Origin of the sequence: Megamonas funiformis (genome assembly GCF_010669225.1) — a bacterium.
In the GTDB taxonomy this organism is placed as follows: domain Bacteria; phylum Bacillota; class Negativicutes; order Selenomonadales; family Selenomonadaceae; genus Megamonas; species Megamonas funiformis.
Genome location: NZ_CP048627.1, coordinates 1,171,684 through 1,195,877 on the forward strand (window position 1 = coordinate 1,171,684; position 24,194 = coordinate 1,195,877).

Here is a 24,194-nt window from a genome sequence, read left to right on the forward strand (position 1 = left end):
TTTGTTATGTATATCGGAAAAATACCAGGTATATTGCCTGAAAAAAAGAATAAACAACAAACATATCCTGCACTTATGCCTAAATTAACAGAACCTGCTAAAATAGGAGATTTATCTGTAGATGTACTTTTAGAAACAGAAACTAATTTTGATAGTGAGGTAACAGAGAACCCTGTCGAAGATGGTTCTATAATTGCTGACCATGTACAAAGAAAACCAATGTCTTTAAAAATGCAGGTAGTATTTACGCCTACTCCAATTAGTTTTGGTACTGTTGATAATAATAGGTTACAAAATGTAGCAAATTCTTTAATGAAAATATATTTAAATCGAGAACCGATAACTATAAAAACTGTAGATTCTATTTATAATAATATGGTAATGGTACGAGCACCATTACCAAAAACAGTAAAAAATGGTATTTGTTATAAAATGGAACTTGAATTTAAATATGTACAAATTGTTACACAAAGAACAGAAGATATTCCTGAAGAATACGCTAATAATGACGCTCAAGGCAAAGCAGGTACTACTGAAAAAGATGGGGGTACAGCAACACAAAGTAATTTAGGTACAGGTATGACAACAATTCAAAATACATCTACAGTAAAAGTAAATACTATACAAGCTGATTATAGTGTTGCTGGAGAAATTCAAACAGGTTTAGAAGTAAGTGTTAATACAGCAATTAATACAATAATTTCATCATTATTATAGAAGGAGTGATATAGTGGTAAGTATTTCTGTTACAGATAGTAATGATTTTGTGGAGACAGTTACTTTAGATGATAAAGTATACAAATTACATTTTGCATATAATGGTAACAGTAAAGATTGGACTATAGATATTAGAGATAGTAATAATGTTGATATAGTAAGAAGTATAAAAATTGTTCCTAATTTTCCTTTATTAGCACAATATAAACGACATGACTTGCCAAAAGGTGAATTAATAGCTGTAGTAAATAATAATAAACAAGTGATAACTAGAAAAGATTTTATTAATAATAGTGCAATATTGATTTATATACCTAAGGAGGAACTAAATGAGCTTTTGGAAACGGCAGTATAAAGTTATTTTTCCTGAGATAGGTTATGAATTTGCTAATACCTTAAGAGTTAAGTTTACTGTAGAAAAAGACTTAACCAAACAAACGAATAAAAGTAGTTTAGAAATTTATAATTTAAGTGATACAACAAGAAAAGCTATTGAAAAGCCTGATATAAAATGTGAGATATTAGCAGGTTATGAAGGCAATGGTGGAGTAACAAAATTATTTATAGGAAATGTAATACAAGCATATTCTAAGATTAATGGATTAGATATAATTACAAAATTTGATTTAAGTGATGGACAGGTTGCCATTAGAGATAGCATTATGAGCATATCTTTTCCGCCTAATACACCTGGTGATACTATAATAAATGCTATTGCTAGAAATATGGGATTATCTATAGTATTTGGAGAAGGTGCGACTTTTGGTACTTTTAAAAATGGATATTCTTTCATTGGTAAAGGTGCTGAAGCATTAAGTGAAATATGTTATGGTAGTGGCTGTACATGGTCAATACAAAATAATATTTTACAAATAATTTTAGATGGTGGAATAGTTGCTAATAGAGGAATTGTTTTTTCAGCGGATAGTGGACTAATTGGAAGCCCTGAAAGAATTGTAAAATCTAATTATAAAACTGATAAAGAAACACCAAAACGCAAAAGAAAAAGAAAAGAGAATAAGGACCGTGCAGAAAAACAAGCAGGTTGGAAGATAAAAACTTTATTATCACCATCAATAAATCCTGGAGATGCTGTAAAAGTTGAAAGTAAATTTATAACAGGTTGGTTTAGAGTAGAGGCTATTCGTCATACTGGTGATATTAGTTCTAATGAATGGTATAGTGAAATTGATTTGATTGAAAGGTTGACTTATATATGAGCCAAACATCAAATGAAATTCGTAATGTAGTAGATAATTGGGTAGATGAGAAAATAAGTAATATACATACTGCGTTAAATGGAAAAATAATTTCATATGACGCTAGTATAAATAGAGCTATTGTGCAACCTAGTGGAACTTATAAAACAGAAGATTATCGAGAGTTTGCATATCCTATTATTTATAATGTTCCGGTAGTATTTCCTACAGGAATGGGAGGTAATTCAGGAGTTACATTTCCTATATCTTCTGGTGATGGCTGTTTAATAATTTTTGCGGAAAAACAATTGGATGATTTTGTAAATAATAGCAATACTTCTGATGATTTGAGAAAACATTCGTTAAATGACGCAATTTGTATACCTGGATTATATACAAATGCAACAAAAAGTAATATTAAACATGCAAATAGTGTGTGTTTATTTAATGGTTCGGCTATGCTTCAGATAACTGAAAATGGTTTTAGTGGTATATTGAATGGTACTGATTTTAAATTTGCTGATGGCGATTTAGTAGTAAATGGTATAAGTCTTCTCCATCATACACATGGAAATGTTGAAAATGGTGGTGGTAGTACAGGAGAGGCACAATAAAAGAAGGTGATTTATTGGCTTATGATATAGCTTTAAATACAGCTAATAATGATTTAGTAATAAAAAATAATGATTTAATATTAATAGATAACGCAGAGCGAATAGCCCAACAAGTGCTAATTACTCTGCGTTTTTGGTTGAATGAATGGTTTTTAGATACTAGACAAGGAATACCTTATTTAGAATATATTTTAGTTAAAAATCCAAATAAAAATCATATAAAGCAAATTTTTTCTGAAAAGATAATGAATATTGAAGGTGTAAAGGAAATATCATCTATGAATTTAGATTTCTCAATGATACGGAGAGAATTATCTATAAACTATGAAATAAATACAAAATATGGATTAATAACAAATGAGGTGATATTGGGATATGGTAACAACAGTTGAATATGGGTTGACAAAAGAAGGTTTTAAACGAAAAAGATTACCAGAAATAATTGATAGTTTAAATAAACGTGTTGCAGATAAATTAGGAATAGCTATTCAAACAGATAGTAATTCTATATTTGGTCAAATTCATGGGATTTATGCATTTGAACTAGCGGATTTATGGGAACTGGCTGAAAATGTTTATTTTGCTATGTATCCACATACAGCAACTGGTATATCATTATCAAATGCAGCAGCTTTAAGTGCTATTAGACCTATACAAGCTGAACAAACTATTATAATTTGCGAATGTACAGGTCTGAATAATACTAGGTTTCCTGTTAATTTACAAATTCAAGATGAAAATACTAATACTTATACAATAAAAGAAGAAAGTAAAATATCTTCAGATAATGCTAGTAAAATTGAATTAACTATAGATAATGTAGAAAATGATAAAACATATTTTATAACAATAGAAGGAGAACAAAAATCTTATACTGCAAAAATATCTGATAATGTATCAAATGTTTTAACAAATATATATAATCAATTTTCTAAAGAAAATTTAAATTTTAATTTAAGTAATGATTTGCTTACTATTAGTAGTAATGACAAAACTAAGATATTCAGTATTAATACTAATTTAATAATAAAAAATGTAAGTAGTCCTATTTATTTTGTGTCAGATATATATGGAAGTATAAATCCTACATTAGGTAGTGTAAAAAATATAAATACATTTATTACAGGTTGGAATAGCGTAAGTAATATAAAAAATATAGTTGGAAGGGACGCAGAAACGGATGTAGAACTTAGGCAACGTTGGTCATCTTCGGTGTATAGTAAAGCTTCTGTAATGTTGGAGGCAATACAAGCTAATATATATAGTAATGTAGCTGGAGTAACTGCTTGCTTGGCATATGAAAATGATAGTGATACGGTAGATAGTGAAAATAGACCACCACATAGTATAGAAATAATTGTTGAAGGTGGCAGTGAAGATGATATTGCAAAAGAAATATATAATTATAAAGCTCCAGGAATAAATACTTTTGGTGATATAGAAAAAACAGTATTGGATAATCAAGGGATTAGTCATCTTATACGTTTTAATAGACCTAAGCAAGTTAAGATATGGCTTAAAATTACTATTACCAAAAATACTGAACAAACATGGGGAGAAAATACTCCAAATGAAATTAAAGAAATTATTTTACAAGAAGCAAGTAAAATAAATATTGGAGAAGATATTATATTACAAAAATTTATAGGTGCTATTTATAATAATATTAATGCTATAGCATATATAGATATAAAAGCTACTACAGGAGAAACACCTAAGGAATATAACAATAATAATATTGTGATTTCTGCTCATGAGAATGCAACATTTGACATCTCTCAAATAGAGGTGATTATAAATGAATAGATATGAAAGTATGATGAACCATTTGCTTGTACAATTTTCTAATACGAAAGTTTTACAAGCAATTTTTTGTGCAATTTCAGATGAATTACAGTTATTAGATGATACTTTTAATAATTTAAAAGAAAAGCGATGGATAGATACAGGTGAAGGTGCACAGTTAGATGGTATAGGAGAAATTGTGGACCGAAACAGGTTAATAAATAATGCTATTACTATAAATTTTTTTGGATTTGAAAATCAAATTAATACTACTGGTTTTAATCAAGCTCGTTTTAGAGAATATAGCGAACCTTATTTATCCAGTACATCTTTGTCTGATGAAGAATATAGATTAATTCTTTGGGCTAAAGTTAATAAAAATAATTCTTTATGTTATATGAATGACACTATAAAATCTATACAGTTTATTTTTAAAACGGACATTGCTATAGTACAAGACATTTATAATGCAAAATTTATTGTTGGTATTGGTAGAAAATTAACAAAAAATGAAATTCTATTTGCAAATGCTTTAGATTTAATAGTTAGACCTGCTGGAGTTAGTTGTCAAAGTATGACACACTTTGATAAAGATAATGTTTTTGGATTTTATAATCAAAAATTTGCTAAAGGATTTGGTCAAGCTCCATTGTCTGAAATATTTAGTAATAACTTAATTAAGAAAGGATATGTAGTATGAGTGAATTGGATTTTCAAAAAATATTTGCTTCTGGGGCAAGTTCTCAAATTGATTGGACAGATGATAATTATTTAAAAGGTTGGGGATATTTAGGGAATGTTCCACCATCATATCAATCGTTTGATTCTCTTCAAAGATTAAACGATTTAAAATTTAAATATTTATATGATGAGTTTATGGGAATAGAAACAAACACAGAAGAATTAATTAGTAATCATAATGAGAATAGTGAAGCACATAAGACATTATTTGATAAGAAATTAGATAAGAATGGTGGAACAGTTACAGGAAATTTAAATGCTAGTGGTTATAATATTACCGCTACTAAATTTATAGGTAATCTTCAAGGTAAAGCCGATAGTGCAGCTAATGCGGATTTAGCAGCAAAAGCTACTACAGCAGAAAATGCTAATAATGCTAATAATTCAAGTGTTGCTAATAAATTAGGAACTTCTACAGTGGGAAGTGCTACCAAGCCAGTATATATAAATAATGGTGTTGCAAGTGCTGTTAGTGTAGATTTATCTACACTAGCACCAAAAGCAAGCCCTGGATTAACAGGAACACCAACAGCTCCAACTGCTAATGTAGATACGAATAATACACAAATTGCTACTTGTGGATTTGTTAGAAATGCTATAGCAAAATTTGCTCCAATGCTAGATACAATGAAAAAAATATATCCAGTTGGAAGTATTTATATATCTACAGTTAGCACTAATCCAGCTACATTGTTTGGATTTGGTACGTGGGAAGCAATGCCTGCTGGTCGTGTGTTATTAGCACAAGGTAAATCTTCTTGGGGAACAACCTATAATGCAGGAAGTACTGGTGGGGAGGCAACTCATCAACTCACTGTGGGAGAATTGCCCTCTCATGGTCATAGTGCCAGCACAAATACAGCTAATCTAACAGGCAATGCGAACAGCATAGGTATAAATTATGATGAAGTTAGTGTTAGCGGGATAATATCTAAAAATAGAGGTAATGATTATGGTGGTACAAATAATGACCATAATAAAACAGGATTTTTAATTAATGCTTCACACAGTCATACTGTAACAATAAACAGTACTGGTTCAAATCAAGCACATAATAATCTACCACCTTATTTAGCAATTTATATATGGGAACGTACTGCTTAACTTACTCTTTTCCAAAAGTAACAAGCAAAATATGGCTGTAAATTATTGTGTGCAGAACCATTACCTGTATTATTTATTGTTATAGTATGTGCGTGATTTCCTGCACTTTCTGTTACAGCATAACTACCATCTGTTCTATTTCCGATTTCTCCAAAATGCCCATTATTTGGACCAGAACTACCATTACAACCCGTTGCGTTGTGATTATGGTTGCCTGTTGTATTTGTTGCAGCCGTATGACTATGAGCAGGCATTTCTCCCACAGTTAACTAATACGTTTCCAAATGTAGCAAGAAATATAAGGTTGAATATTATTATGGGCTTGATTACTTCCAAAGGGTTTTCCAGTAAAAGAAGCTGTACCTGAAATACTTGGCTTTCTATAATCAAATCTATCAGAACTACCACTAACAGTATGTCCACCATTAACAATAGCCACAGTATCATTTGCCCATACATTTAAAGCAATAGCTCCTTCAGGAGTAACAGTTGGCAATTCTCCCACAGGTAAAATTTTAATAAAGGCTGTAAACATAATATTAAAAATAAATATTTCTCTAATTTTTACTAAAAAAGAAATCCTATAACAGCAGTAACTTGCGTGGTTATAGGATTTTTAAGTTTTAGAAATATGTTATTTTTAGTGTTTTTACAAGTAACAATTAGTAACACAAATAAAGTCTAACTAATGCTTATTTTTAAAGCTTAATTCGGTTTATACGTATCTTATTAGTATCATTTTATTTTATTTTATTAATTGCCTTGCGGAGTTGTCTAATATCTTTATGTGTATAAACTCCATTTGTAACATCATTGCATGCATGACCTAATATTTTACGTTTAGCATTATAATTCACCTCTGCATTATCCATCAAAGTAGCACAAGTATGACGACAATCATGAGGTGTATATTTTGCATTAAGTGCTAACATTATCTTATCCCATAAAGTGCAATAAATGCTGTAGTTATAAGGCTTTTCATCATGTCGGCAAATAAGGTATTTACCAGGTGTTTGCATACGTATTTGTATCAATGGAAATATTTTTTCATGTATGGGAATTATTCGCAGACCAGATTTAGTTTTGGACTTAGTTATTTTAATGTATTTTTGTCGCATATAAACATTATCTTTAGTAAGTTCTAAAAGTTCTCCTATTCTCATGCCAGTATAAATTAGAATTAATATAGTATCGACACCTTCAATATGGATATTAGACCAAAGCTTATTAATCTTTTGTCTTGTAAAAGGTTTATGTGGTCGTTTTTGTTTATTCTTGCCTAAATTTAAAAGCATAACATAATTTTTATCTACGTATTCCATCATTAAAGCGTATTTAAACATAAGTGATAAAGTAGAACGGATTTTCTTGCAAGTACTATAGGAAAGACCTTTTCTTTTAACTGTATCTATAATGTCCTGTAAGTGGTAATACTTAATTTTTTTTAATGGCATTTCATGTAAAGGTAGACAGTGTTTATAAGCATTATGGTAACTGTTTATAGTGCTTTTACTAGGTTGGTGCTTGTCTATATAAAAAGGTAACCATCTATAAAATAGCTCATCAAAGGTGGTTTCATGCCCATGAAGAATTTTATTATTTTTCTTATTGTAATCGGCAGCATAAATTTCAGCTTCTGTTTGTGTGCAAAAATATTCTATAGCTTTTTGTTTACCATCTTGAGTAATAACAAAAACAAAAGGTCGCCTCCGATTACCGCTTAATTTTTTAATACTTCCATATCCATTAGGTTTTCTCAAAATAATCACTCCTAAAAATTTAAAAATAAAATTTAGGAGAGTATATCACAGAAAGGAATAAATTTATGAGAGTTTTTCAAATTCAAAAAGGCGAGATTTTAATTATAAATGGTGATAAACAGTATTCTGATACTGTAGAAAATTTTAAATTAGATAGTGAATTAACATTAAAAGATTTGAATGAAGTTATCTACGATAATTACCAAGAATGTTGTGTGGTCAACAAAGAATTTAAAGAATATCCTAATGTTGATTTTGAAGGTTATATTGATAATGTTGATATCTATATTAAGGCAAAATCTGAACGTGAATACGTGCCACCAAAAGAACCAACAGAAGAAGAAAAATTACTTAATAAAATTAATGAAATTATGGCAGCTAATGATGAACAAATTGCTGATATAAAAGACGCTATGTTGGTAGCAGTACTTACAGATGATACCGAATTACAATCGGAATTAAAACAAGAGTATGCTTCTGTTATTGAAGATACAAATAATAAGCTTCAGGAGGTAAAAGCAAATGACTAAAAGATGTAATATTTGTGCTAAAAAGCTTGATGAACAAGGCAAATGTACAAATGAAAAATGCCCCAACTGTTTAAAAGAAAAGTTAATATCAGAATTAGAATCTAGTAAGTAGGTGGTGATATGCATGAGGAATTTATAAATTTTATCATCTCTTTAATTCCTACTAAATTAGAAACGTATGTTGGAGGAGGTGTTGCCTTTGTGGGAATTTTGTTGCAGCACTTTATAGGGCAATGGAACAATCAGATAGAAATATTGTTAATTTTTATGATTATTGATTATATTACTGGTCTAAGTGCTGCATATATAATGTCTAATGTTTACTTAGATAGTAGGAAAGGTTTCAAAGGTATTATCAAGAAAATAGTTATTCTTTGCTTGGTAATATTAGCACATCAGATGGATGTGTTAATTGGGCAGGACGCATTGATAAAAAATGTTGTCTTGCTCTTTTTTATTGGAAATGAAGGCTTAAGTATTTTAGAAAATGCTAGTAATTGTGGTTTGCCAGTTCCTAAAAAATTAAAAGATACTTTGGCTCAATTTACAGAAATAAAGGCAAAAAAATGAACCTATTCAATGCAGTTAGATGATAAGAAAGTAATTGGAAGGTAATTGGAAGGTAATTGTAAAGTTAGAGTTTATAAACCGCACTATTAAAGGCTTTAATTGGAAGGTAATTGGTAGATTATTGGTAGATTTAAGCTAAAATTTAGTTTATTTTTAGTTAAATTTAGCAAACTAGTCGAATTCGACCAGTTTAATAAAAGGAGTGTATGCATAATGTTAAAAATTTTTATCAATCCTGGGCATGATATGGATTTAGACCCTGGAGCTTGTGCGAATAATATTAGAGAAGTAGATATTGCTTTAGCTATTGGCGAAAAATTAAAAAGGACAATGGAAGTAATCGGTTATCCATGTCAACTATTGCAATCAGATAATTTAAATGGAGAAACAAAAGGTAAACCTAATGTCTGTGCTACTGCAAATAATAGTGGTGCAGATATTTTTATATCTATTCATTGTAATTCTGCTGCTAATGCTAGTGCAAAAGGAACAGAAACATTAGTTTATGCTTTAGATGGTGGAAAATCTAATATTTTAGCTAAATGTATTCAGGTACAAATTGTTAATTCTCTTAATATGGTGGACCGTGGCATTAAAGAACGTCCAGATTTGTGTGTATTAAGAGAAACTAGTATGCCTGCGGTATTAGTAGAAACAGCATTTATTTCAAATCAAGAAGATGCTTATAAACTTATGTATAGAATAGAAGAATTTGCTAATGCTATCGCTAGAGGTATAACTGACGCAGAAAAATTATTTTAATAAGGAGATTATTAATATGACTATTGATGAAATTAAAAATGAAGTTTTAGAAAATATGAAGGATTTTATTACGACTGAAGTAAAAGATATGGCTATAAAATGGATTAAAGATACGGCATTGCCAGCAGTTAAAGAAGTAGCTACAGCTTTTGTTGCAGAGCTTAAAAATAGTGCGGTTGATGAAAAAGGCTGGGTAAAATTTAGAGATACTATTTTCTTACCAGTAGCCATAAATGGTAGTCTTTGGATTGTAGAAAAAGTAGTTAATAAATTAGCACCAACAGAGGAATAAGCATGAACATATTAAAAGAATTTGCAAAGATTTTTATTAAATCTAAATTAGATGATGAAAAGCGAAAGCTTAAGGACAAATTACAAAAACAAATAATTACAACTACTAGCACATCTGTAGTAGCTAGAAATGTGGCTTATCTTGGGATAATAGATAAGCTAGATGGTAAAGGTATTGCAGAAGTAAATAAAATTATAGATAAAATCTAATAAAAGAGTTATAATTAAATAACATTTTCTTTTATTGCTAAAAAAGAAGCCCCTATTACTTAGAAAAAATCTAGGTAATAGGGGCTTTTTTGTTGTTATAGGGAAAATACAACATTTGTTAAAGTTAAATTTTCTGGATTTATATCTATAATATCTTCCTTATTTAATTCAAATACAACATTTGTTAAAGTTAAATAGCTTGTTTTTTCCACTACCAAAAGACATTTTTTATTCAAATACAACATTTGTTAAAGTTAAATACTAGAAAAATAAATCTATGTGATTTTCATTATACTATTAAAAATATTGAGATACAAGGATTTTAGTTGTTTTTTACCAGCGATAATGTAGTTTTTTTGATTTGATGAAAATGTTTAATTTTATAGGATTAAGAAGTTTTTTATTTGTTTTTGCTGGTAAAATTATTATTTATATATTATATAGTAAATGACCTCAAAAGGACAACTATATGTATATAATATGTTAACTCAATATAAAGACATTATTGTTGTATTAAAAGATAAACATTTAATTGCATAAGAATATAAAAATAAGGACTAACCTAAATGGCTAGTCCTTATTTTTTAATATATACTTCTCTCTATTCTGTCAAACTTATCATCAATGAATCTCAATGACGCTTTATATTCTCCTCGTGGAGTATATTGTTTTGCGATTAATAAACCATAATCCTTTGCATAATAAGCATATTGATATTCCCAATCTGATGTATGTGCCGTACCTTGAGCATCATAAATAACAGTACCTATGCTATGCAAAAACTCATCTTCTTTTTTTACAGCATTTATTAATTCATTATAATCATTAAATTGTTGTAAGACTGTATAACGAACAGACATACCTTCATCATTAAATGTTAAAGTTTCAAGAGTTTTTATATCATTATTATAATAAAAACAATACATTTCATCATACCCATTGCTATCCGTTGACGTTCTGTATACAATGTTTGGATTATTTTGTGCAAATATAAAATATGTCTGAAAAAGCATATCATAATCCTTCCCTAATAGTGAACTAAATTTTCCATAATAAGCTGCACTAACTGGCGAAGAATACATAAATAATACCAATACAAGAGTTAACAATAATGAAAAAATTTTTTTCATAACAACACCTCAAAAAATAAATAATATTATATAGGGTATTATTCGTTATTTATTTAATTTTTCCTGTTATTTAAATACAATATCTATTAAAGTTAAATACTAAAAAATCAAATTTTATAGTATTGATATACAAAAATTTTAATTACTTTTATTAGTATTGTTAGGACTTTTAGAAGTTATATAAAAAGAATTATAGAGATAGTTATCATAGTAAAATCTTTGTAAGTTTAAATTATAATTTATTGAATATGAATATTGGATAATATATAATAAAAATATCAAATTATAATTATATGTTGAGGTTTTAGTATGGATAGTTCAAATATTTTTTTAACATATTTTATTCCTATAGTAAGTGCATGTATAGCATATCGTTCTTATAAGCTTAGTAAGAAAAAAATAGAACAAAATGAACAAATTTATATACTTAATAAAAAACAAATAGAACAGAATGAGCAAAATTTTCATATTAATGAAGTTAAAAAGGTTTTTCCATGTATAATATCAGAGACTTCATTTAAAAATGAAGTTAAGATATGTAACAAATCTGATTATCCAATATTTGATATAGTAGTTGCACAAGGAATAAATACAATGAATATAAATGAAGGTGAAATTAATACTTCTGTAAAATATATTAGAACAATATTACCTAAACAAGAAATTGTATTGGATATGGAAAATAAAGGTATGGGCATGAAAAAATTTCTAGTAGTAGGTATCTTTTTTAGAGACTATTTGGGCAAAGAATGGTTTAAAGATAGTTATGGTAAATTTGAAGAAATGCAAGATTATAAAGAAATGTTAAAACAGAAAAAAATATTAATTCCACCATATGATGATGCTATATATAAAATATCAGATTAATTTATAAAAACTCATCTATTCAGATTAAAATTTGATAGATGAGTTTTTTATTATATTCTTGATTATTTTTATTTATTAATAATCAAGATTGTGCTATAATATAAGTAGAGAGGTGATTAAATTGATTGAAACTAAAAAAACAACTTGGGGAGGTAGAAGAACAGGAGCTGGCAGACCTGTTGGAACTAAAAAAGATATAACAAGAAAAACTAGGTCTATAGCTGCATTTGATGATGAATGGGAGATGATAAGACAGTTTAGTAAAATTGTGAAAAAAGACAAGGATACAGCAAAAAAAATCTTAGATGGCTACTATAATGAAGAAAAATAAAAGACAGTCTGCACTACCGACCAAAGTGTTACAGACTGCCTTATAAAGAACCAGAGGTTACCCTCTGTGAAATATTGTACCATAGAGGATAGCCTCTTTCAATATTAGGAGGATATCCATGATAAGAAGAAAATTGAATAAGAAAAAAGGCTTTAAAGGATTTAAGGTTATAATAGATACATCTATATTAAAAGAATTAGAAGCATATAAAACTTTATCTATAAATCAGTTATTTGACGAACAAGATAAGAAAGAAATTGAAAAAGCTTATAATTTTTATAGTGATATAAAATAATTTTAAATGATGTCAAAATTAATAAGACTTAATAATTTACTATGCTATCAAGTGATAAAATCTTTATTTATTATAATGGGTTTTGGGATTTCTGAAAAATACTATATAGTGTATTACTTTTTGATTTTTTGTCTTATTTAATTTATGTTATAATTTATTTTATCTATTTGTATTATAAGGTGGTTAGGGTATGGCTAGTATTAGAGATGTGGCTAAATTAGCACAGGTAGCTCCAAGTACGGTATCATTGGTATTGAATAATAAGGGTTATGTATCAGAGGTATCAAGAAAAAAAGTATTAGATGCAATAGAAAAATTAAATTATGTACCAAATGAGTTGGCAAGAAATTTATATCGTAATAGTACAAATATAATTGGTATTATTGTACCTGATGTAGCACATCCTTTTTTTGGGGCTTTTATTGGTGCATTAGAGATAGCACTTTATAAATATAATTATAAAATAATGGTTTGTTCAACGATTGAAAGAGAGAATGCGGAACATGAAATTGTAGACATGTTAAGAAGACAAATGATAGATGGTATTATTATGGGTTGCCATTCTTTAGAAGTTGATTTATATGATAATGTCAATAAACCTATTGTGGCTTTTGATAGAATTATTAATAATAAAATACCGATTATTCGTTCAGATCATGAGAAAGGTGGAAGATTAGCAGCTCAAGCAATGTTAAAGGCTGGTTGTAAGTATCCTCTACAAATAACAGGTATAAAAAATAGTTCAATGTCAGCATATTTACATCATAGTGCATTTAAAGATGAATTATCTAGAAATGGAATTGAAGTGATAAATTATGAAATGGAATGGAATAAATTTGACATGAACTATTTTAAGAGAGTTGCTGTCGATGTATTTGAAAAATATCCCCATATTGATGGTGTATATGGTGCTGATATGGTGGTTTGTGCATGCTTAGGTGAAGCACGTAAGCGAAAATTAGACATACCAAAAGATATAAAATTTATAGCATATGATGGAACTTTTATAACAGAAAGTAGTTTTTATAATATAACTGCTATTGTTCAACCTATAAATATATTAGCTCAAAAAACTGCACAAATGATAGTTTCTTTGATAAAAAACGAAAATATAGAAAAAGAGGTAATTGTGCCAATATCTATACGATATGGTGATACTTGCTAAGATAAAAGGAATAAATCCTTTTATCAATATAATTGTCAGAAAATAAATTCTTTTTTGTTGTTTTAAAAAAATGTTGATTTTTTAAAAAGATAGTGATATTATTATTTCAGGAAATATAAAACGCGTTTGACATAAAGCAGATTTTATATTTCCAAATATTTTTAATCGAAAGTCGAACCGGTTTTATAAATTTATTATAATAGGAGTGAAAAATTTGAAACATACTGAAGCATTATTAAAAGCTGAGAAATTTCAACAAAAAATGGAGAAAATTGCACAAAATGATTATTGGAGACCACAATATCATATAGCTGCACCAGCAAATTGGATAAATGATCCTAATGGATTTTGTTTTTATAAAGGTGAATATCATTTATTTTATCAATATCATCCATATTCTAGTCAATGGGGTCCTATGCATTGGGGTCATGTAGCTAGTAAAGATTTGGCAGATTGGGAGCATAGACCAATTGCTCTTGCACCTACTGATGAATATGATAAAGATGGTTGTTTTTCTGGTAGTGCTATTGAAAAAGATGGAAATTTATATCTATTATATACAGGTCATGTAGATTTAGATAATAGTAATGGTGGTAATGATAGAATTGAAACGCAATGTTTAGCTGTTAGTCATGATGGTTTGTGTTTTGATAAAGTAGAAAACAATCCTGTAATTAAATCTTTACCTGAAAATTTAAATATAAAAACAGAGCATTTTCGCGATCCTAAGGTTTGGAAACATGGAGATTGGTATTACACTGTAGTAGGCGTGCAAACTAAAGAGAAAAGTGGGCAAGTAGTTGTATATAAATCTCAAGATTTAATTAATTGGGAATTTTTGAATATTATGGCTACATCTAGTGTAAAAGAAAATTTAGGATTTATGTGGGAATGTCCGAATTTTGCAGAAGTTAATGGTCATGAGGCGTTAATTTTATCTCCACAAGGTGTAAAACCAGAAGGCAATAAATTCTTAAATCTACATCAATCAGGATATTTCTTAGGAAAGATGGATTATCAAACAGGTATATTCCATAGAGATAGCAAGTTTGATTTATTAGATTATGGTTTTGATTTTTATGCACCACAGATAATGCAAGATGAAAAAAATAATCGTTGTTTAATGATTGCTTGGCTCGATATGTGGGAAAGTAATATGCCAGAACAAGAAAATCATTGGGCTGGTATGATGAGTATACCACGTGTTCTTGAAGTAAAAGATAATATGATTTATAGCAAACCTATTGAAGAATTGAGTAAGTTATATAAATTAAAAATACATCATGAGCAAGTAATAGATGATGTTATTTCTTTTGATGATGTGAATGGTGATTGTTATAAATTAGATATAGATTTTGATTTAAAAAATGCACAGGGCTTTGCGTTAAAATTACGTGTATCAGCTACAGAAGAAACAGTAATTTCATATGATAAAGATACTAAGAAATTTAAGTTAAATCGTGATAAATCTGGTTGTGGTGTAAATGGAGAACGTGAAGTTTATATCGAACCGGTTGGAGAGAAAATGAATTTACAAATTTTTAGCGATCGTTCATCATTAGAAATTTTTATAAATGATGGACAACATGTTTTAAGTTCTAGAATTTATCCATCTAAAGAAGCAAAAGGAATCGTATTTATACCAAATGGAAACATAAAAACAAATGTAGATTTTTATGAAATTTAAGGAGCGTTTATAATGAAAAATTTAATTTATTGGAAATTAAGTGCATTCTTCTTCGTATATTTTTTCTCATGGTTAGTATTTTTTGCATTTTTACCAATATGGTTTGGTCAAAAAATTCAATTAACTGGTATGCAAATAGGTACAATTTATGCAGGTAACGCTATCTTTAGTATGGTATTACAGCCTTTTTATGGATATCTTTCAGATAAAATAGGGATGAAAAGATATTTACTATTTTTCATTGTTATTTTAGTTGCTTTAACAGGTCCATTCTTTGTATTTGTCTATGAACCATTGTTAAAAAATAACTTTTATGTTGGTGCAGTTATCGGTTCTTTTGTATTAAGTCTTGCTTATTATGCAGGTGTAGCTGTTATTGAATCATTCATAGAAAAATGTGGTCGTATTTATAATTTTGAATTTGGTCGTGCTCGTGCATGGGGTTCTCTTGGTGCTGCTGTAGGTGTATTTTGTGCAGGTCGTGCATTTAATTATGATCCAGACCTTATTTTCTGGATGGCTTCTGGTGGAGCAATTATTCTTCTTTTAATATTATTAACAGTACGTATTGATGAAAGTAAGGCTGATTTTATAAAATCTGAACCAATTAATTTAACAAATGTAAAACATTTATTCAGCATTAAAGATGTTTGGCTTTTCATGATTTTTATTTTAGGTTCTGCTTGCGTATATGGTGTATTTGATCAACAATTTGCTATTTACTATGCTTCTTTATTCCCAACTGTTGAACAAGGTAATGAAACTTTTGGTTATTTGAACTCTTTACAAATATTCCTTGAAGCTGGCGGTATGTGTATAGCACCATTTATTGTTAATAAAATTGGTCCAAAACATGGTTTAATCTTAGCTGGTTCTATCATGACTTTTAGAATGATTGGTTCTGGACTTGCAAATGACCCAATTAGTATTTCGATAATTAAATTATTACACGCTATTGAATTATCTATCTTATTAGTATCTGTATTTAAATATTTGGCTAAGAACTTTGATACAAGATTATCTTCTGTATTGTATTTAGTAGGTTATCAATTATCAAACCAATTAGGTTCAGCTATTTTATCACCAATTGTAGGAAATCTTTATGATACTGTTGGTTTCAAAGTAGCATATCTATTCTTAGGTGCTGTTGTAGGTGTATTTACTGTATTCGGTGCATTTGTATTGATTTCAGATAAAAGAATACCAAAAGAAAAACAAAGTGAATTAAAAGAATATATTCAAAATGAAGGATAGGTGAATTGGATTGGATAAGAATATTGTTATCAGCATTAGCCGTAAATACGGCTGTGGTGGTCGTGAATTAGCACAGATATTAGCTGAAAAATTGAATATTAAATTGTATGATAGAAAAATCGTGCATATTGCAGCAGCTAAATTGGAAACGGATGATTTAAATGAAAATGATTTATTAGAATTAGAAAATACTGTTAATCCATTAACTATGGCATTTTTCCCATTTCGTTCATTTGGTATTAATTTAGGCGAAGCAAGTAGAGGTATATTTTTGTCTGAAGCAAAAGCTATTAGAAGATTAGCAAATAGTGGAAGTTGTGTTATCTTGGGAAGATGTGCTGATTTTGTACTTGATGATTTGCCAAATCATTTTTCTATATTTGTTACTGCTGATGACGAGTTTAGAACTGAAAGAGGTAAAAATGTCTATGGCGGTAAAACTCTAAAAGAATTAAATATTGAAGATAAAAAAAGAGGAAGATATTACAATTATTATACGGGTAAAGAATGGGGAGACCCTACAAATTATAATTTAGTTGTAAATGTAAGTAAGTTTTCATTAGATGAAGTGGCTGAAGCGATTATAAAATATATTGAAAAAGTTCAAGTAAATAGAACAAAATGATTTTTAGTGATTTTATTTTGAGCAAAAATTTATTTTAAATAAAAATTTTATGTTTTAGGAGAGAATTTATTATGTTTAACAAATCTACATTAACTATTACAACATCTGCTTTGGTTCTAATGAGTACAGGAGTGGCAGGAGCTGCTAGCAACCCATTTAGTGATGTTCCTCAAGATAGCTGGGCTTATGATGCAGTGGCAACACTTGCTGCTGATGGCGTAATTGATGGTTTCCCAGATGGAACATACCAGGGCAACAAAACAATGACACGTTATGAAATGGCTCAGATTGTAGCTCGTGCTATGGCAAAAGAAGATTTACAAAAAGCAGATAAAGCTATTGTAGATAAGTTAGCTGCTGAATTTGCAGAAGAACTAGATAATTTAGGTGTTAGAGTAGCAGACCTTGAAAAGAAAAGTGATAATGTAAAATTCACAGGAACAGCTCGTTTACGTTATGATGATGGCGATATCAATGCTACTAACCCAAAAGCTGATTGGGATAAAGATAGTGCAAGCCATGCTCATATTGAATACTGGATTAAAGGAAAAGTAAACGATAATTGGACAGGTGTAAGCCAGATTGAAACAGAATATAATATGAAATCCGATAGCATCACTGCATATGGAGACAAAGATATTCAAGTAAATAAAATATATGCAGAAGGTAATTTCGGCGATAGCATGTTAAAAGTAGGTCGTTATGGAGAATTTTCTTCATACGGAAGAATTATCGATACTGAAATTTCTGGTGCAGAATACACATTTGAAGCTGGCGATTTATCTGGAGCATTGACTTATGGTAGATTAAAAGATAGTAGAACATTAGCTGGAACTACATTTGAAAATCCAAAAGATACAAAAGAAACTTTTGGAGCATATCTTGGAACAGAGTATTCTTCTGCTAGATTGAAATATAATCTTAGCCCAGTAACAGCAATTGGTGCAACATATGGTAGATTAAATGAAGTAACAGTAGCAGAAAAAGGCAACAATTTCCAAGATAGTGTAAACTTCTGGGAAGCAGGATTTAATACAAAACTTGCAGATAATTTAACATTAATGGCAGCATATAGCAAATCTGATTTAGATGGAGTAACAGATAGTGTTGGCAGTGAAGTAGTAAATGATGGATGGTTTAGTGAACTTCGCTATAAACAACACAATCCAAGTGATGTAGGTTCCTTTGCAATCTTCACAAATTATAGAAATGTAGGTGCATTCTCAACAATAGATGCAACAGTAGACTATACTGAAAACGTAAGAGGATGGACACTTGGCTTTGACTATGTACCAATGGAAAATACAACAATAGAAGTATTCTACACAACAGGTACACAAGTAAATGCAACAAGTACAGAAGGTAGACAAGATGTAGATATCTTCCGTGCACAAATGGAATTTTATTTCTAATCATATATTATTAATAAATTTAAAAGAACTACTTTTTAAGTAGTTTTTTTTTATAAAATCTTAATATTTATTTAACATTCATAATATATAATATAAATTTTAAGCATATTTAGTTATTAATATAATTTATAAAAAATGGTTGCATTTTTTTGAAGATGGTGATATTATATAAAACCATCAAACGGGTTTTATATAATATCGTGAAATTTTAATTTCATAAACATGAAATATAAGGAGAGAGATTTTGACACATTTAGAAGCTTTAGCAAAAGCAGAACAATATCAAAGTAAAATGGCAAAAATTGCCAAAAAAAGTTATTGGAAGCCACAATATCATATTAGTGCTCCTGCAAATTGGATTAATGACCCTAATGGATTTTGTTATTTTAATGGTGAATATCATGTATTTTATCAATATCATCCATATTCTAGCCAATGGGGTCCTATGCATTGGGGACATGTAGCAAGTAAGGATTTAGTTAATTGGAAAACAAAACCGATAGCACTTGCACCAACTGATGAATATGATAGAGATGGTTGCTTTTCTGGTAGTGCAATAGAAAAAGATAATACTTTATATCTTTTTTATACAGGACATGTAGTTTTGGATAAAGAAAATGATAAAGATGATGCACAATTGCAAACTCAATGTGTAGCAATCAGTGAAGATGGTATAAGTTTTAAAAAATTGGAGAACAATCCAATTATCAATATAGATAGTTTTCCTGAAGATTTAAATATTCTTAAGGAGCATTTTAGAGACCCTAAAGTTTGGAAATATAATGATATGTATTACCAAGTAGTAGGAGCTCAAACAACAGAAAAAACAGGACAAGCATTAATTTATAAATCCAAGGATTTATTGAATTGGGAATTTGTTAATGTAATGGCTATGTCTACAGAAGAAGAAAATTTAGGTTTTATGTGGGAATGCCCTAATTTTGCAGAGATAGATAATCATGAAGTATTGATTTTATCTCCTCAAGGTGTAGAGCCAGAAGGTAATAAATTTTTAAATTTACATCAATCAGGTTATTTCTTGGGAAAAATGGACTATAATACAGGAATTTTTGAACGTGAAAATGACTTTGAGATGTTAGATTATGGTTTTGATTTTTATGCTCCGCAAATAATGCAGGATGAAAAAAATAATCGCTGTTTAATGATTGGTTGGCTTGCTATGTGGGAAAGCGAGATGCCAGAACAAGAAGAAGGTTGGGCTGGTATGATGAGTATTCCTCGTGTTTTAGAAGTAAAAAACAACAAAGTATATAGTTTACCAATACCAGAGTTGAAAAAATTAAGAAAAAATAATGTGAATTATGATGTAAACTTAGTTCAAAATTGTATTTTAGAAGGAATAAATGGCGATTGTTATGAATTAAATACTGTTTTTGATTTGACAAAAGCAAACGGTTTTAATTTAAAATTGCGTGTTTCTGAAAATGAAGAAACGGTTATTAGCTATGATAAAAATAGTAAAATATTTAAATTAAATCGCGATAAATCTGGTAAAGGCGTAACTGGTGAACGTGAAGCAAAAGTTAATTTACAAGATGAAAAGATTTATTTGCAGATATTTAGTGATTACTCTTCTTTAGAAATTTTCATCAATGGTGGAGAATATGTAATCAGTTCTCGTATTTATCCTATGCAAGAAGCAACAGGAATTGTTTTTGAGCCTATAGGGGAAATAAAAGCTAAGATTGATTTTTACGAAATTTAATAATAAAAAATAATTATTTTTCTAAAAGGATAGATAAAAATTATCTATCCTTTCTTTTTATGTAAAATTTTAAAAGTAATATTTTGCTTATTGTTATGAAGTTATTTATAATTAAAGAAAAGTCACAAAATTTATTTTGAGAAAGGGTGATAATTTATGGACTATTTGAAAAAAGTATTATTAGATGTATTCGATTTGAATGCAGATAGGGCATCAATGGAAGAAATTTCTGAGAGAATTGAAAGTGGAGCTTTATTAAAGGGCACGAATATGGCTATTTTAATTTTAGCTATGTTTATTGCTTCTATCGGTTTGAATATGAATAGTACAGCTGTAATTATTGGGGCAATGTTAATATCTCCACTTATGGGCGTTATTATGGCTATAGGTTATGGTATAGCTACATATGATACGGCTTATGTGCGTAAGTCATTTTTAAAATTATTATTTCAAGTAGGATTTTGTATTTTAACATCAACTATTTATTTTTATATATCACCAATTTCTACGGCTTCTTCAGAGTTATTGGCACGTACAGAACCTACGATATGGGACGTTTTGATAGCATTATTTGGTGGACTTGCAGGGATAATAGGTATAACTCGTAAAGAAAAAAGTAATGTAATTCCAGGTGTAGCCATTGCCACAGCTTTGATGCCACCACTTTGTACTGCGGGATATGGTATCGCTACACATTCTTTGAAATTCTTTAGTGGCGCTTTATATTTATTTTGTATAAATGGTGTGTTTATTTGTTTATCAACTTTTATAGTTTTAAAATTTATTAAAGTTCCTGCAAAACAATATGTGTCTATTCAAGTGTTGCGCAGACAGAAATTTTATTTAGCAATTATCGGTATTATAACAATCATTCCTAGTGTATATACAGCTTATCAAAGTGTAAGAGATAATGTAGAGAAAGCACAAGCTACTAGCTATATAAATGAATATTTTAATTATGATGATAGACAAGTAGTTGCTTATCATATAAGAGAAGATAGTAAGACTTTTGAAGTAGTTTTAATCGGCAAAACTTTAGAAGAAACACAGATTGATAAACTGAAAAAAGATTTATTAAATTATAGCCAGCTTAAAGATTTAAATTTGAAAATCATTCAAAATGTTTATGATGAAGGTTATTCAAAACAAGATATTGAAAAATTGATAAATAGTAGTATTCAACAACGTGATGGCGTTTTGAATGTGGCTAATAAAGATAGTGATTTGATGAAATATCAAAATTTAAGTGTACAATATTATCCAGCATATCAAAGAATAACGGATAATCAAGCAATCTTAAAAGCTTTTAATACAAAAGGAAAGATTTTATTTCCACAGATTGATAAGATTGAAGGTGGAACAATTAATAATATCAATGAAAAAGGTGAAGTAAACGCTTTAAAATTTATGGTCATTGTATATGTAAAAGAACAATTATCTAGCCAAGATGTAATAAAATTGAAATCATGGATGGAAAGCGAAGCTAATATGCCTGTGATTTTAAATGTTCAAATTAGTTCTAATAATGAAGATAATATTATTTCAGGGAATGGTATATCTTGGTGATAAATAAAAAATAAATTGTGTAAGTTTATGATATAATTGAATAAATTCTTAATGAGAAAAGAGTGTGATTTTTGTGAGTATAAAATTATTTGCTACAGACTTAGATGGTACATTATTAAATAAAAATGGTGAAATATCTCCAGCTAATAAACAAGCTATAAAGGAAATGGCAAAAGAAGGTATTATACCAACAATTGCAACAGGTAGAATGTATGAGGCCTCTCGTAGATTTGCTGAACAATTAGAATTAGATGTGCCCATTATTACTTATAATGGTGCTTTAATAAAATCTGTATCTGGAAAAGTGTATTTTGAAGGTTTTTTACCTCCCAAAATTGTCAGTGAAATTTATGATTATTGTAAAGAAATGAAGTATTATTTTCAAACTTATCAAGATGATAAATTATATTATGAAGCTTATACAGATAAGACAAAAGGGTATGAAGAAGGCATTAATATAAAAGGTTATGCCATCGGTGAAAAAGTATATAAATTAGTAGATAGAATTCCTAAAATTTTAGTCATCACTACTAGTAATGAAGAAAGTGATGAAGTGGCAAGGCTTTTTAATGAAAAATTTTCTGGTCAAGCACATGCTGCGAAATCTCAATTTAATTATGTAGAAATAATGGCACCTAATATAAGTAAAGCAAGTGGTCTTCATCATTTGGCAGAAAAATTAGGTTTGGGTATAGATGAAGTGATGGCTATAGGTGATGCAAATAATGATGTTCCTATGTTGAAAGTGGCTGGATTTAGCGCTGTTATGGGAAGTGCTAAAGATGATGTCAAGGCTTGTGGTGATGTGGTTGTGGGCGATTGTGAACATGATGGCGTTGCCGAAGCAATTTATAAATATGTATTGAAAAAAGATATTTGAGCGATTATTATATAAGAATGGATAATGTTCCTAGTTTATAGATTAGAGGTGTTAGATATGAAAGATTTTCGTTTGATAATTGTTACTGGTATGTCTGGAGCTGGGAAAACATTAGCATGTCGTAATCTTGAAGATTTGGGTTATTTTTGTGTTGATAATTTACCTCCTGTATTGATACCAAAATTTGTAGATTTATGTAGTAATTCTACAGAAAATATGCAGAAATTTGTCTTGGTAGTAGATACACGTAGTAAAGATTTTTTTGATACATTTAATCAAGTTTTAGATGAGATTGATGCACAAAAAGTAAATTATCATTTATTATTTATGGATGCTTCTGATGAAGTAATTATTCGTCGTTATAAAGAAACTCGTAGACGTCATCCAATGGACCCTAATGTTTTAGTTAGTGATGCTATTGAACTTGAACGTAAAGCTTTAGATAAAATAAAAAAACGCGCTAATTTCATTATTGATACTAGCTGTTTAAAACGCGCTGAATTGAAAGAACGCCTTACAAAGATGTTTAAAACTGATGATACAGGAAAAATGAATATCAGTATTTTATCTTTTGGGTTTAAATTCGGTTTGCCTTTAGATGCTGATTTAGTTTTTGATGTGAGATTTTTGCCTAATCCATTTTATGATGAAAAACTTCGCTATAAGAGTGGAACTGTTCCAGAAGTAGCAGCTTATATAGAAAAACATGAAGTTACTAAAGAATTTAAGAAGAAATTAGATGATTTAGTAGAGTTTTTAATACCACAATATATCAATGAAGAAAAAAGTCAGTTAGTAATTGCTGTGGGCTGTACAGGTGGTATGCATCGCTCTGTATATATAGCTAATCATTTATATAATTTATTAAATGAAAAAGGTTATGTGGCAAATTTAGAACATCGTGATTTGATGAAAAATGAAGTAAGAGAACATAGAGCAAATTGAACATAGTAAAATAAGAAAGTAGGGGATT

29 protein-coding genes are annotated in these 24,194 nt (G+C 29.0%); 25 read left to right on the plus strand and 4 right to left on the minus strand.

The window, feature by feature from the left end:
* The first annotated feature begins 6 nt into the window (after positions 1–6).
* Genes GXM21_RS05895 through GXM21_RS05930 form a run of 8 tightly spaced genes read left to right on the plus strand, consistent with a single transcriptional unit; the run spans position 7 to position 6,160 of the window.
* Positions 7–717, plus strand: coding sequence for a phage baseplate protein (locus GXM21_RS05895; protein ID WP_008537992.1), 711 nt, complete (start codon positions 7–9; stop codon positions 715–717).
* 13 nt (positions 718–730) lie between these two features.
* Complete coding sequence (locus tag GXM21_RS05900; protein ID WP_008537991.1) at positions 731–1,072, plus strand: phage baseplate plug family protein; 342 nt, start codon at positions 731–733, stop codon at positions 1,070–1,072.
* Positions 1,047–1,937, plus strand: a complete 891-nt coding sequence (locus tag GXM21_RS05905; RefSeq protein ID WP_008537989.1) for a phage protein — start codon at positions 1,047–1,049, stop codon at positions 1,935–1,937. The genes GXM21_RS05900 and GXM21_RS05905 overlap by 26 nt, the downstream gene beginning before the upstream one ends.
* The gene (locus GXM21_RS05910; RefSeq protein WP_008537987.1) at positions 1,934–2,530 is read left to right on the plus strand and encodes a Gp138 family membrane-puncturing spike protein; all 597 of its coding nucleotides are present in this window, start codon (positions 1,934–1,936) and stop codon (positions 2,528–2,530) included. Before GXM21_RS05905 ends, GXM21_RS05910 begins: the two co-directional genes overlap by 4 nt.
* A gap of 14 nt (positions 2,531–2,544) precedes the next feature.
* Positions 2,545–2,922, plus strand: a complete 378-nt coding sequence (locus GXM21_RS05915) for a contractile injection system sheath initiator (protein ID WP_008537986.1) — start codon at positions 2,545–2,547, stop codon at positions 2,920–2,922.
* Positions 2,906–4,336, plus strand: coding sequence for a hypothetical protein (locus tag GXM21_RS05920; RefSeq protein ID WP_008537985.1), 1,431 nt, complete (start codon positions 2,906–2,908; stop codon positions 4,334–4,336). Before GXM21_RS05915 ends, GXM21_RS05920 begins: the two co-directional genes overlap by 17 nt.
* Positions 4,329–5,015: a baseplate wedge 1 family protein gene (locus GXM21_RS05925; protein WP_008537984.1), complete on the plus strand. Its 687-nt coding sequence runs from the start codon at positions 4,329–4,331 to the stop codon at positions 5,013–5,015. Before GXM21_RS05920 ends, GXM21_RS05925 begins: the two co-directional genes overlap by 8 nt.
* Positions 5,012–6,160, plus strand: a complete 1,149-nt coding sequence (locus tag GXM21_RS05930) for a phage tail protein (RefSeq protein ID WP_163604683.1) — start codon at positions 5,012–5,014, stop codon at positions 6,158–6,160. Before GXM21_RS05925 ends, GXM21_RS05930 begins: the two co-directional genes overlap by 4 nt.
* Here the strand turns inward: GXM21_RS05930 and GXM21_RS05935 are convergent.
* The 3 genes from GXM21_RS05935 to GXM21_RS05945 all read right to left on the minus strand — a co-directional run bounded on the left by GXM21_RS05935 (position 6,157) and on the right by GXM21_RS05945 (position 7,920).
* A complete protein-coding gene (locus tag GXM21_RS05935) occupies positions 6,157–6,414 on the minus strand; it encodes a phage baseplate protein (protein WP_163604684.1) in 258 nt (85 codons plus the stop codon). The genes GXM21_RS05930 and GXM21_RS05935 overlap by 4 nt on opposite strands.
* Before the next feature lie 11 nt (positions 6,415–6,425).
* Entirely contained in the window at positions 6,426–6,656 is a 231-nt protein-coding gene (locus GXM21_RS05940) for a hypothetical protein (RefSeq protein ID WP_163604685.1), read from the minus strand.
* 244 nt (positions 6,657–6,900) lie between these two features.
* Positions 6,901–7,920: a tyrosine-type recombinase/integrase gene (locus tag GXM21_RS05945; RefSeq protein ID WP_008537982.1), complete on the minus strand. Its 1,020-nt coding sequence runs from the start codon at positions 7,918–7,920 to the stop codon at positions 6,901–6,903.
* Positions 7,921–7,985: 65 nt separating this feature from the next.
* Between GXM21_RS05945 and GXM21_RS05950 the strand changes: the two genes are divergently transcribed.
* The 5 genes from GXM21_RS05950 to GXM21_RS05970 all read left to right on the plus strand — a co-directional run bounded on the left by GXM21_RS05950 (position 7,986) and on the right by GXM21_RS05970 (position 10,283).
* Positions 7,986–8,450 carry a hypothetical protein gene (locus tag GXM21_RS05950; protein ID WP_008537981.1) on the plus strand — a complete coding sequence of 155 codons (465 nt, stop codon included), beginning with the start codon at positions 7,986–7,988 and terminating at the stop codon, positions 8,448–8,450.
* A 120-nt stretch (positions 8,451–8,570) separates the two neighbouring features.
* Positions 8,571–9,020, plus strand: coding sequence for a phage holin family protein (locus GXM21_RS05955; RefSeq protein WP_163604686.1), 450 nt, complete (start codon positions 8,571–8,573; stop codon positions 9,018–9,020).
* Positions 9,021–9,233: 213 nt separating this feature from the next.
* Positions 9,234–9,782, plus strand: a complete 549-nt coding sequence (locus tag GXM21_RS05960) for an N-acetylmuramoyl-L-alanine amidase family protein (protein WP_008537977.1) — start codon at positions 9,234–9,236, stop codon at positions 9,780–9,782.
* Positions 9,783–9,798: 16 nt separating this feature from the next.
* Positions 9,799–10,074 carry a hypothetical protein gene (locus GXM21_RS05965; protein WP_008537976.1) on the plus strand — a complete coding sequence of 92 codons (276 nt, stop codon included), beginning with the start codon at positions 9,799–9,801 and terminating at the stop codon, positions 10,072–10,074.
* A 2-nt stretch (positions 10,075–10,076) separates the two neighbouring features.
* Positions 10,077–10,283, plus strand: a complete 207-nt coding sequence (locus tag GXM21_RS05970; protein ID WP_008537975.1) for a hypothetical protein — start codon at positions 10,077–10,079, stop codon at positions 10,281–10,283.
* Between the two features lie 584 nt (positions 10,284–10,867).
* Here the strand turns inward: GXM21_RS05970 and GXM21_RS05975 are convergent.
* Positions 10,868–11,413, minus strand: coding sequence for a hypothetical protein (locus tag GXM21_RS05975; protein WP_008537973.1), 546 nt, complete (start codon positions 11,411–11,413; stop codon positions 10,868–10,870).
* A gap of 309 nt (positions 11,414–11,722) precedes the next feature.
* Here GXM21_RS05975 and GXM21_RS05980 point away from each other — a divergent pair, with 309 nt between their 5' ends.
* The 12 genes from GXM21_RS05980 (at position 11,723) to rapZ (ending at position 24,166) form a co-directional block, all read left to right on the plus strand.
* Positions 11,723–12,280 (plus strand): hypothetical protein, encoded by a 558-nt coding sequence (locus GXM21_RS05980; protein ID WP_008537972.1) that lies wholly within the window; start codon positions 11,723–11,725, stop codon positions 12,278–12,280.
* A gap of 121 nt (positions 12,281–12,401) precedes the next feature.
* On the plus strand, positions 12,402–12,611 hold the full coding sequence (locus GXM21_RS05985) for a hypothetical protein (RefSeq protein ID WP_008537971.1): 210 nt from the start codon (positions 12,402–12,404) through the stop codon (positions 12,609–12,611).
* Between the two features lie 118 nt (positions 12,612–12,729).
* Complete coding sequence (locus GXM21_RS05990; RefSeq protein ID WP_008537970.1) at positions 12,730–12,906, plus strand: hypothetical protein; 177 nt, start codon at positions 12,730–12,732, stop codon at positions 12,904–12,906.
* 190 nt (positions 12,907–13,096) lie between these two features.
* Positions 13,097–14,071, plus strand: a complete 975-nt coding sequence (locus GXM21_RS05995; protein ID WP_008537968.1) for a LacI family DNA-binding transcriptional regulator — start codon at positions 13,097–13,099, stop codon at positions 14,069–14,071.
* 205 nt (positions 14,072–14,276) lie between these two features.
* Positions 14,277–15,758, plus strand: a complete 1,482-nt coding sequence (locus GXM21_RS06000; protein WP_249068231.1) for a glycoside hydrolase family 32 protein — start codon at positions 14,277–14,279, stop codon at positions 15,756–15,758.
* A 12-nt stretch (positions 15,759–15,770) separates the two neighbouring features.
* Positions 15,771–17,012 carry an oligosaccharide MFS transporter gene (locus tag GXM21_RS06005; protein WP_008537966.1) on the plus strand — a complete coding sequence of 414 codons (1,242 nt, stop codon included), beginning with the start codon at positions 15,771–15,773 and terminating at the stop codon, positions 17,010–17,012.
* 10 nt (positions 17,013–17,022) lie between these two features.
* Positions 17,023–17,637 (plus strand): cytidylate kinase-like family protein, encoded by a 615-nt coding sequence (locus GXM21_RS06010; protein WP_008537963.1) that lies wholly within the window; start codon positions 17,023–17,025, stop codon positions 17,635–17,637.
* A 71-nt stretch (positions 17,638–17,708) separates the two neighbouring features.
* Positions 17,709–19,049, plus strand: a complete 1,341-nt coding sequence (locus tag GXM21_RS06015; protein WP_163604687.1) for an S-layer homology domain-containing protein — start codon at positions 17,709–17,711, stop codon at positions 19,047–19,049.
* A gap of 244 nt (positions 19,050–19,293) precedes the next feature.
* A complete protein-coding gene (locus GXM21_RS06020; protein ID WP_008537961.1) occupies positions 19,294–20,775 on the plus strand; it encodes a glycoside hydrolase family 32 protein in 1,482 nt (493 codons plus the stop codon).
* 156 nt (positions 20,776–20,931) lie between these two features.
* Positions 20,932–22,341, plus strand: a complete 1,410-nt coding sequence (locus tag GXM21_RS06025) for a TIGR00341 family protein (RefSeq protein WP_008537960.1) — start codon at positions 20,932–20,934, stop codon at positions 22,339–22,341.
* 73 nt (positions 22,342–22,414) lie between these two features.
* The gene (locus GXM21_RS06030) at positions 22,415–23,221 is read left to right on the plus strand and encodes a Cof-type HAD-IIB family hydrolase (protein WP_008537959.1); all 807 of its coding nucleotides are present in this window, start codon (positions 22,415–22,417) and stop codon (positions 23,219–23,221) included.
* Between the two features lie 57 nt (positions 23,222–23,278).
* Complete coding sequence (rapZ, locus tag GXM21_RS06035; protein ID WP_008537958.1) at positions 23,279–24,166, plus strand: RNase adapter RapZ; 888 nt, start codon at positions 23,279–23,281, stop codon at positions 24,164–24,166.
* The last annotated feature ends 28 nt before the right edge of the window (positions 24,167–24,194 follow it).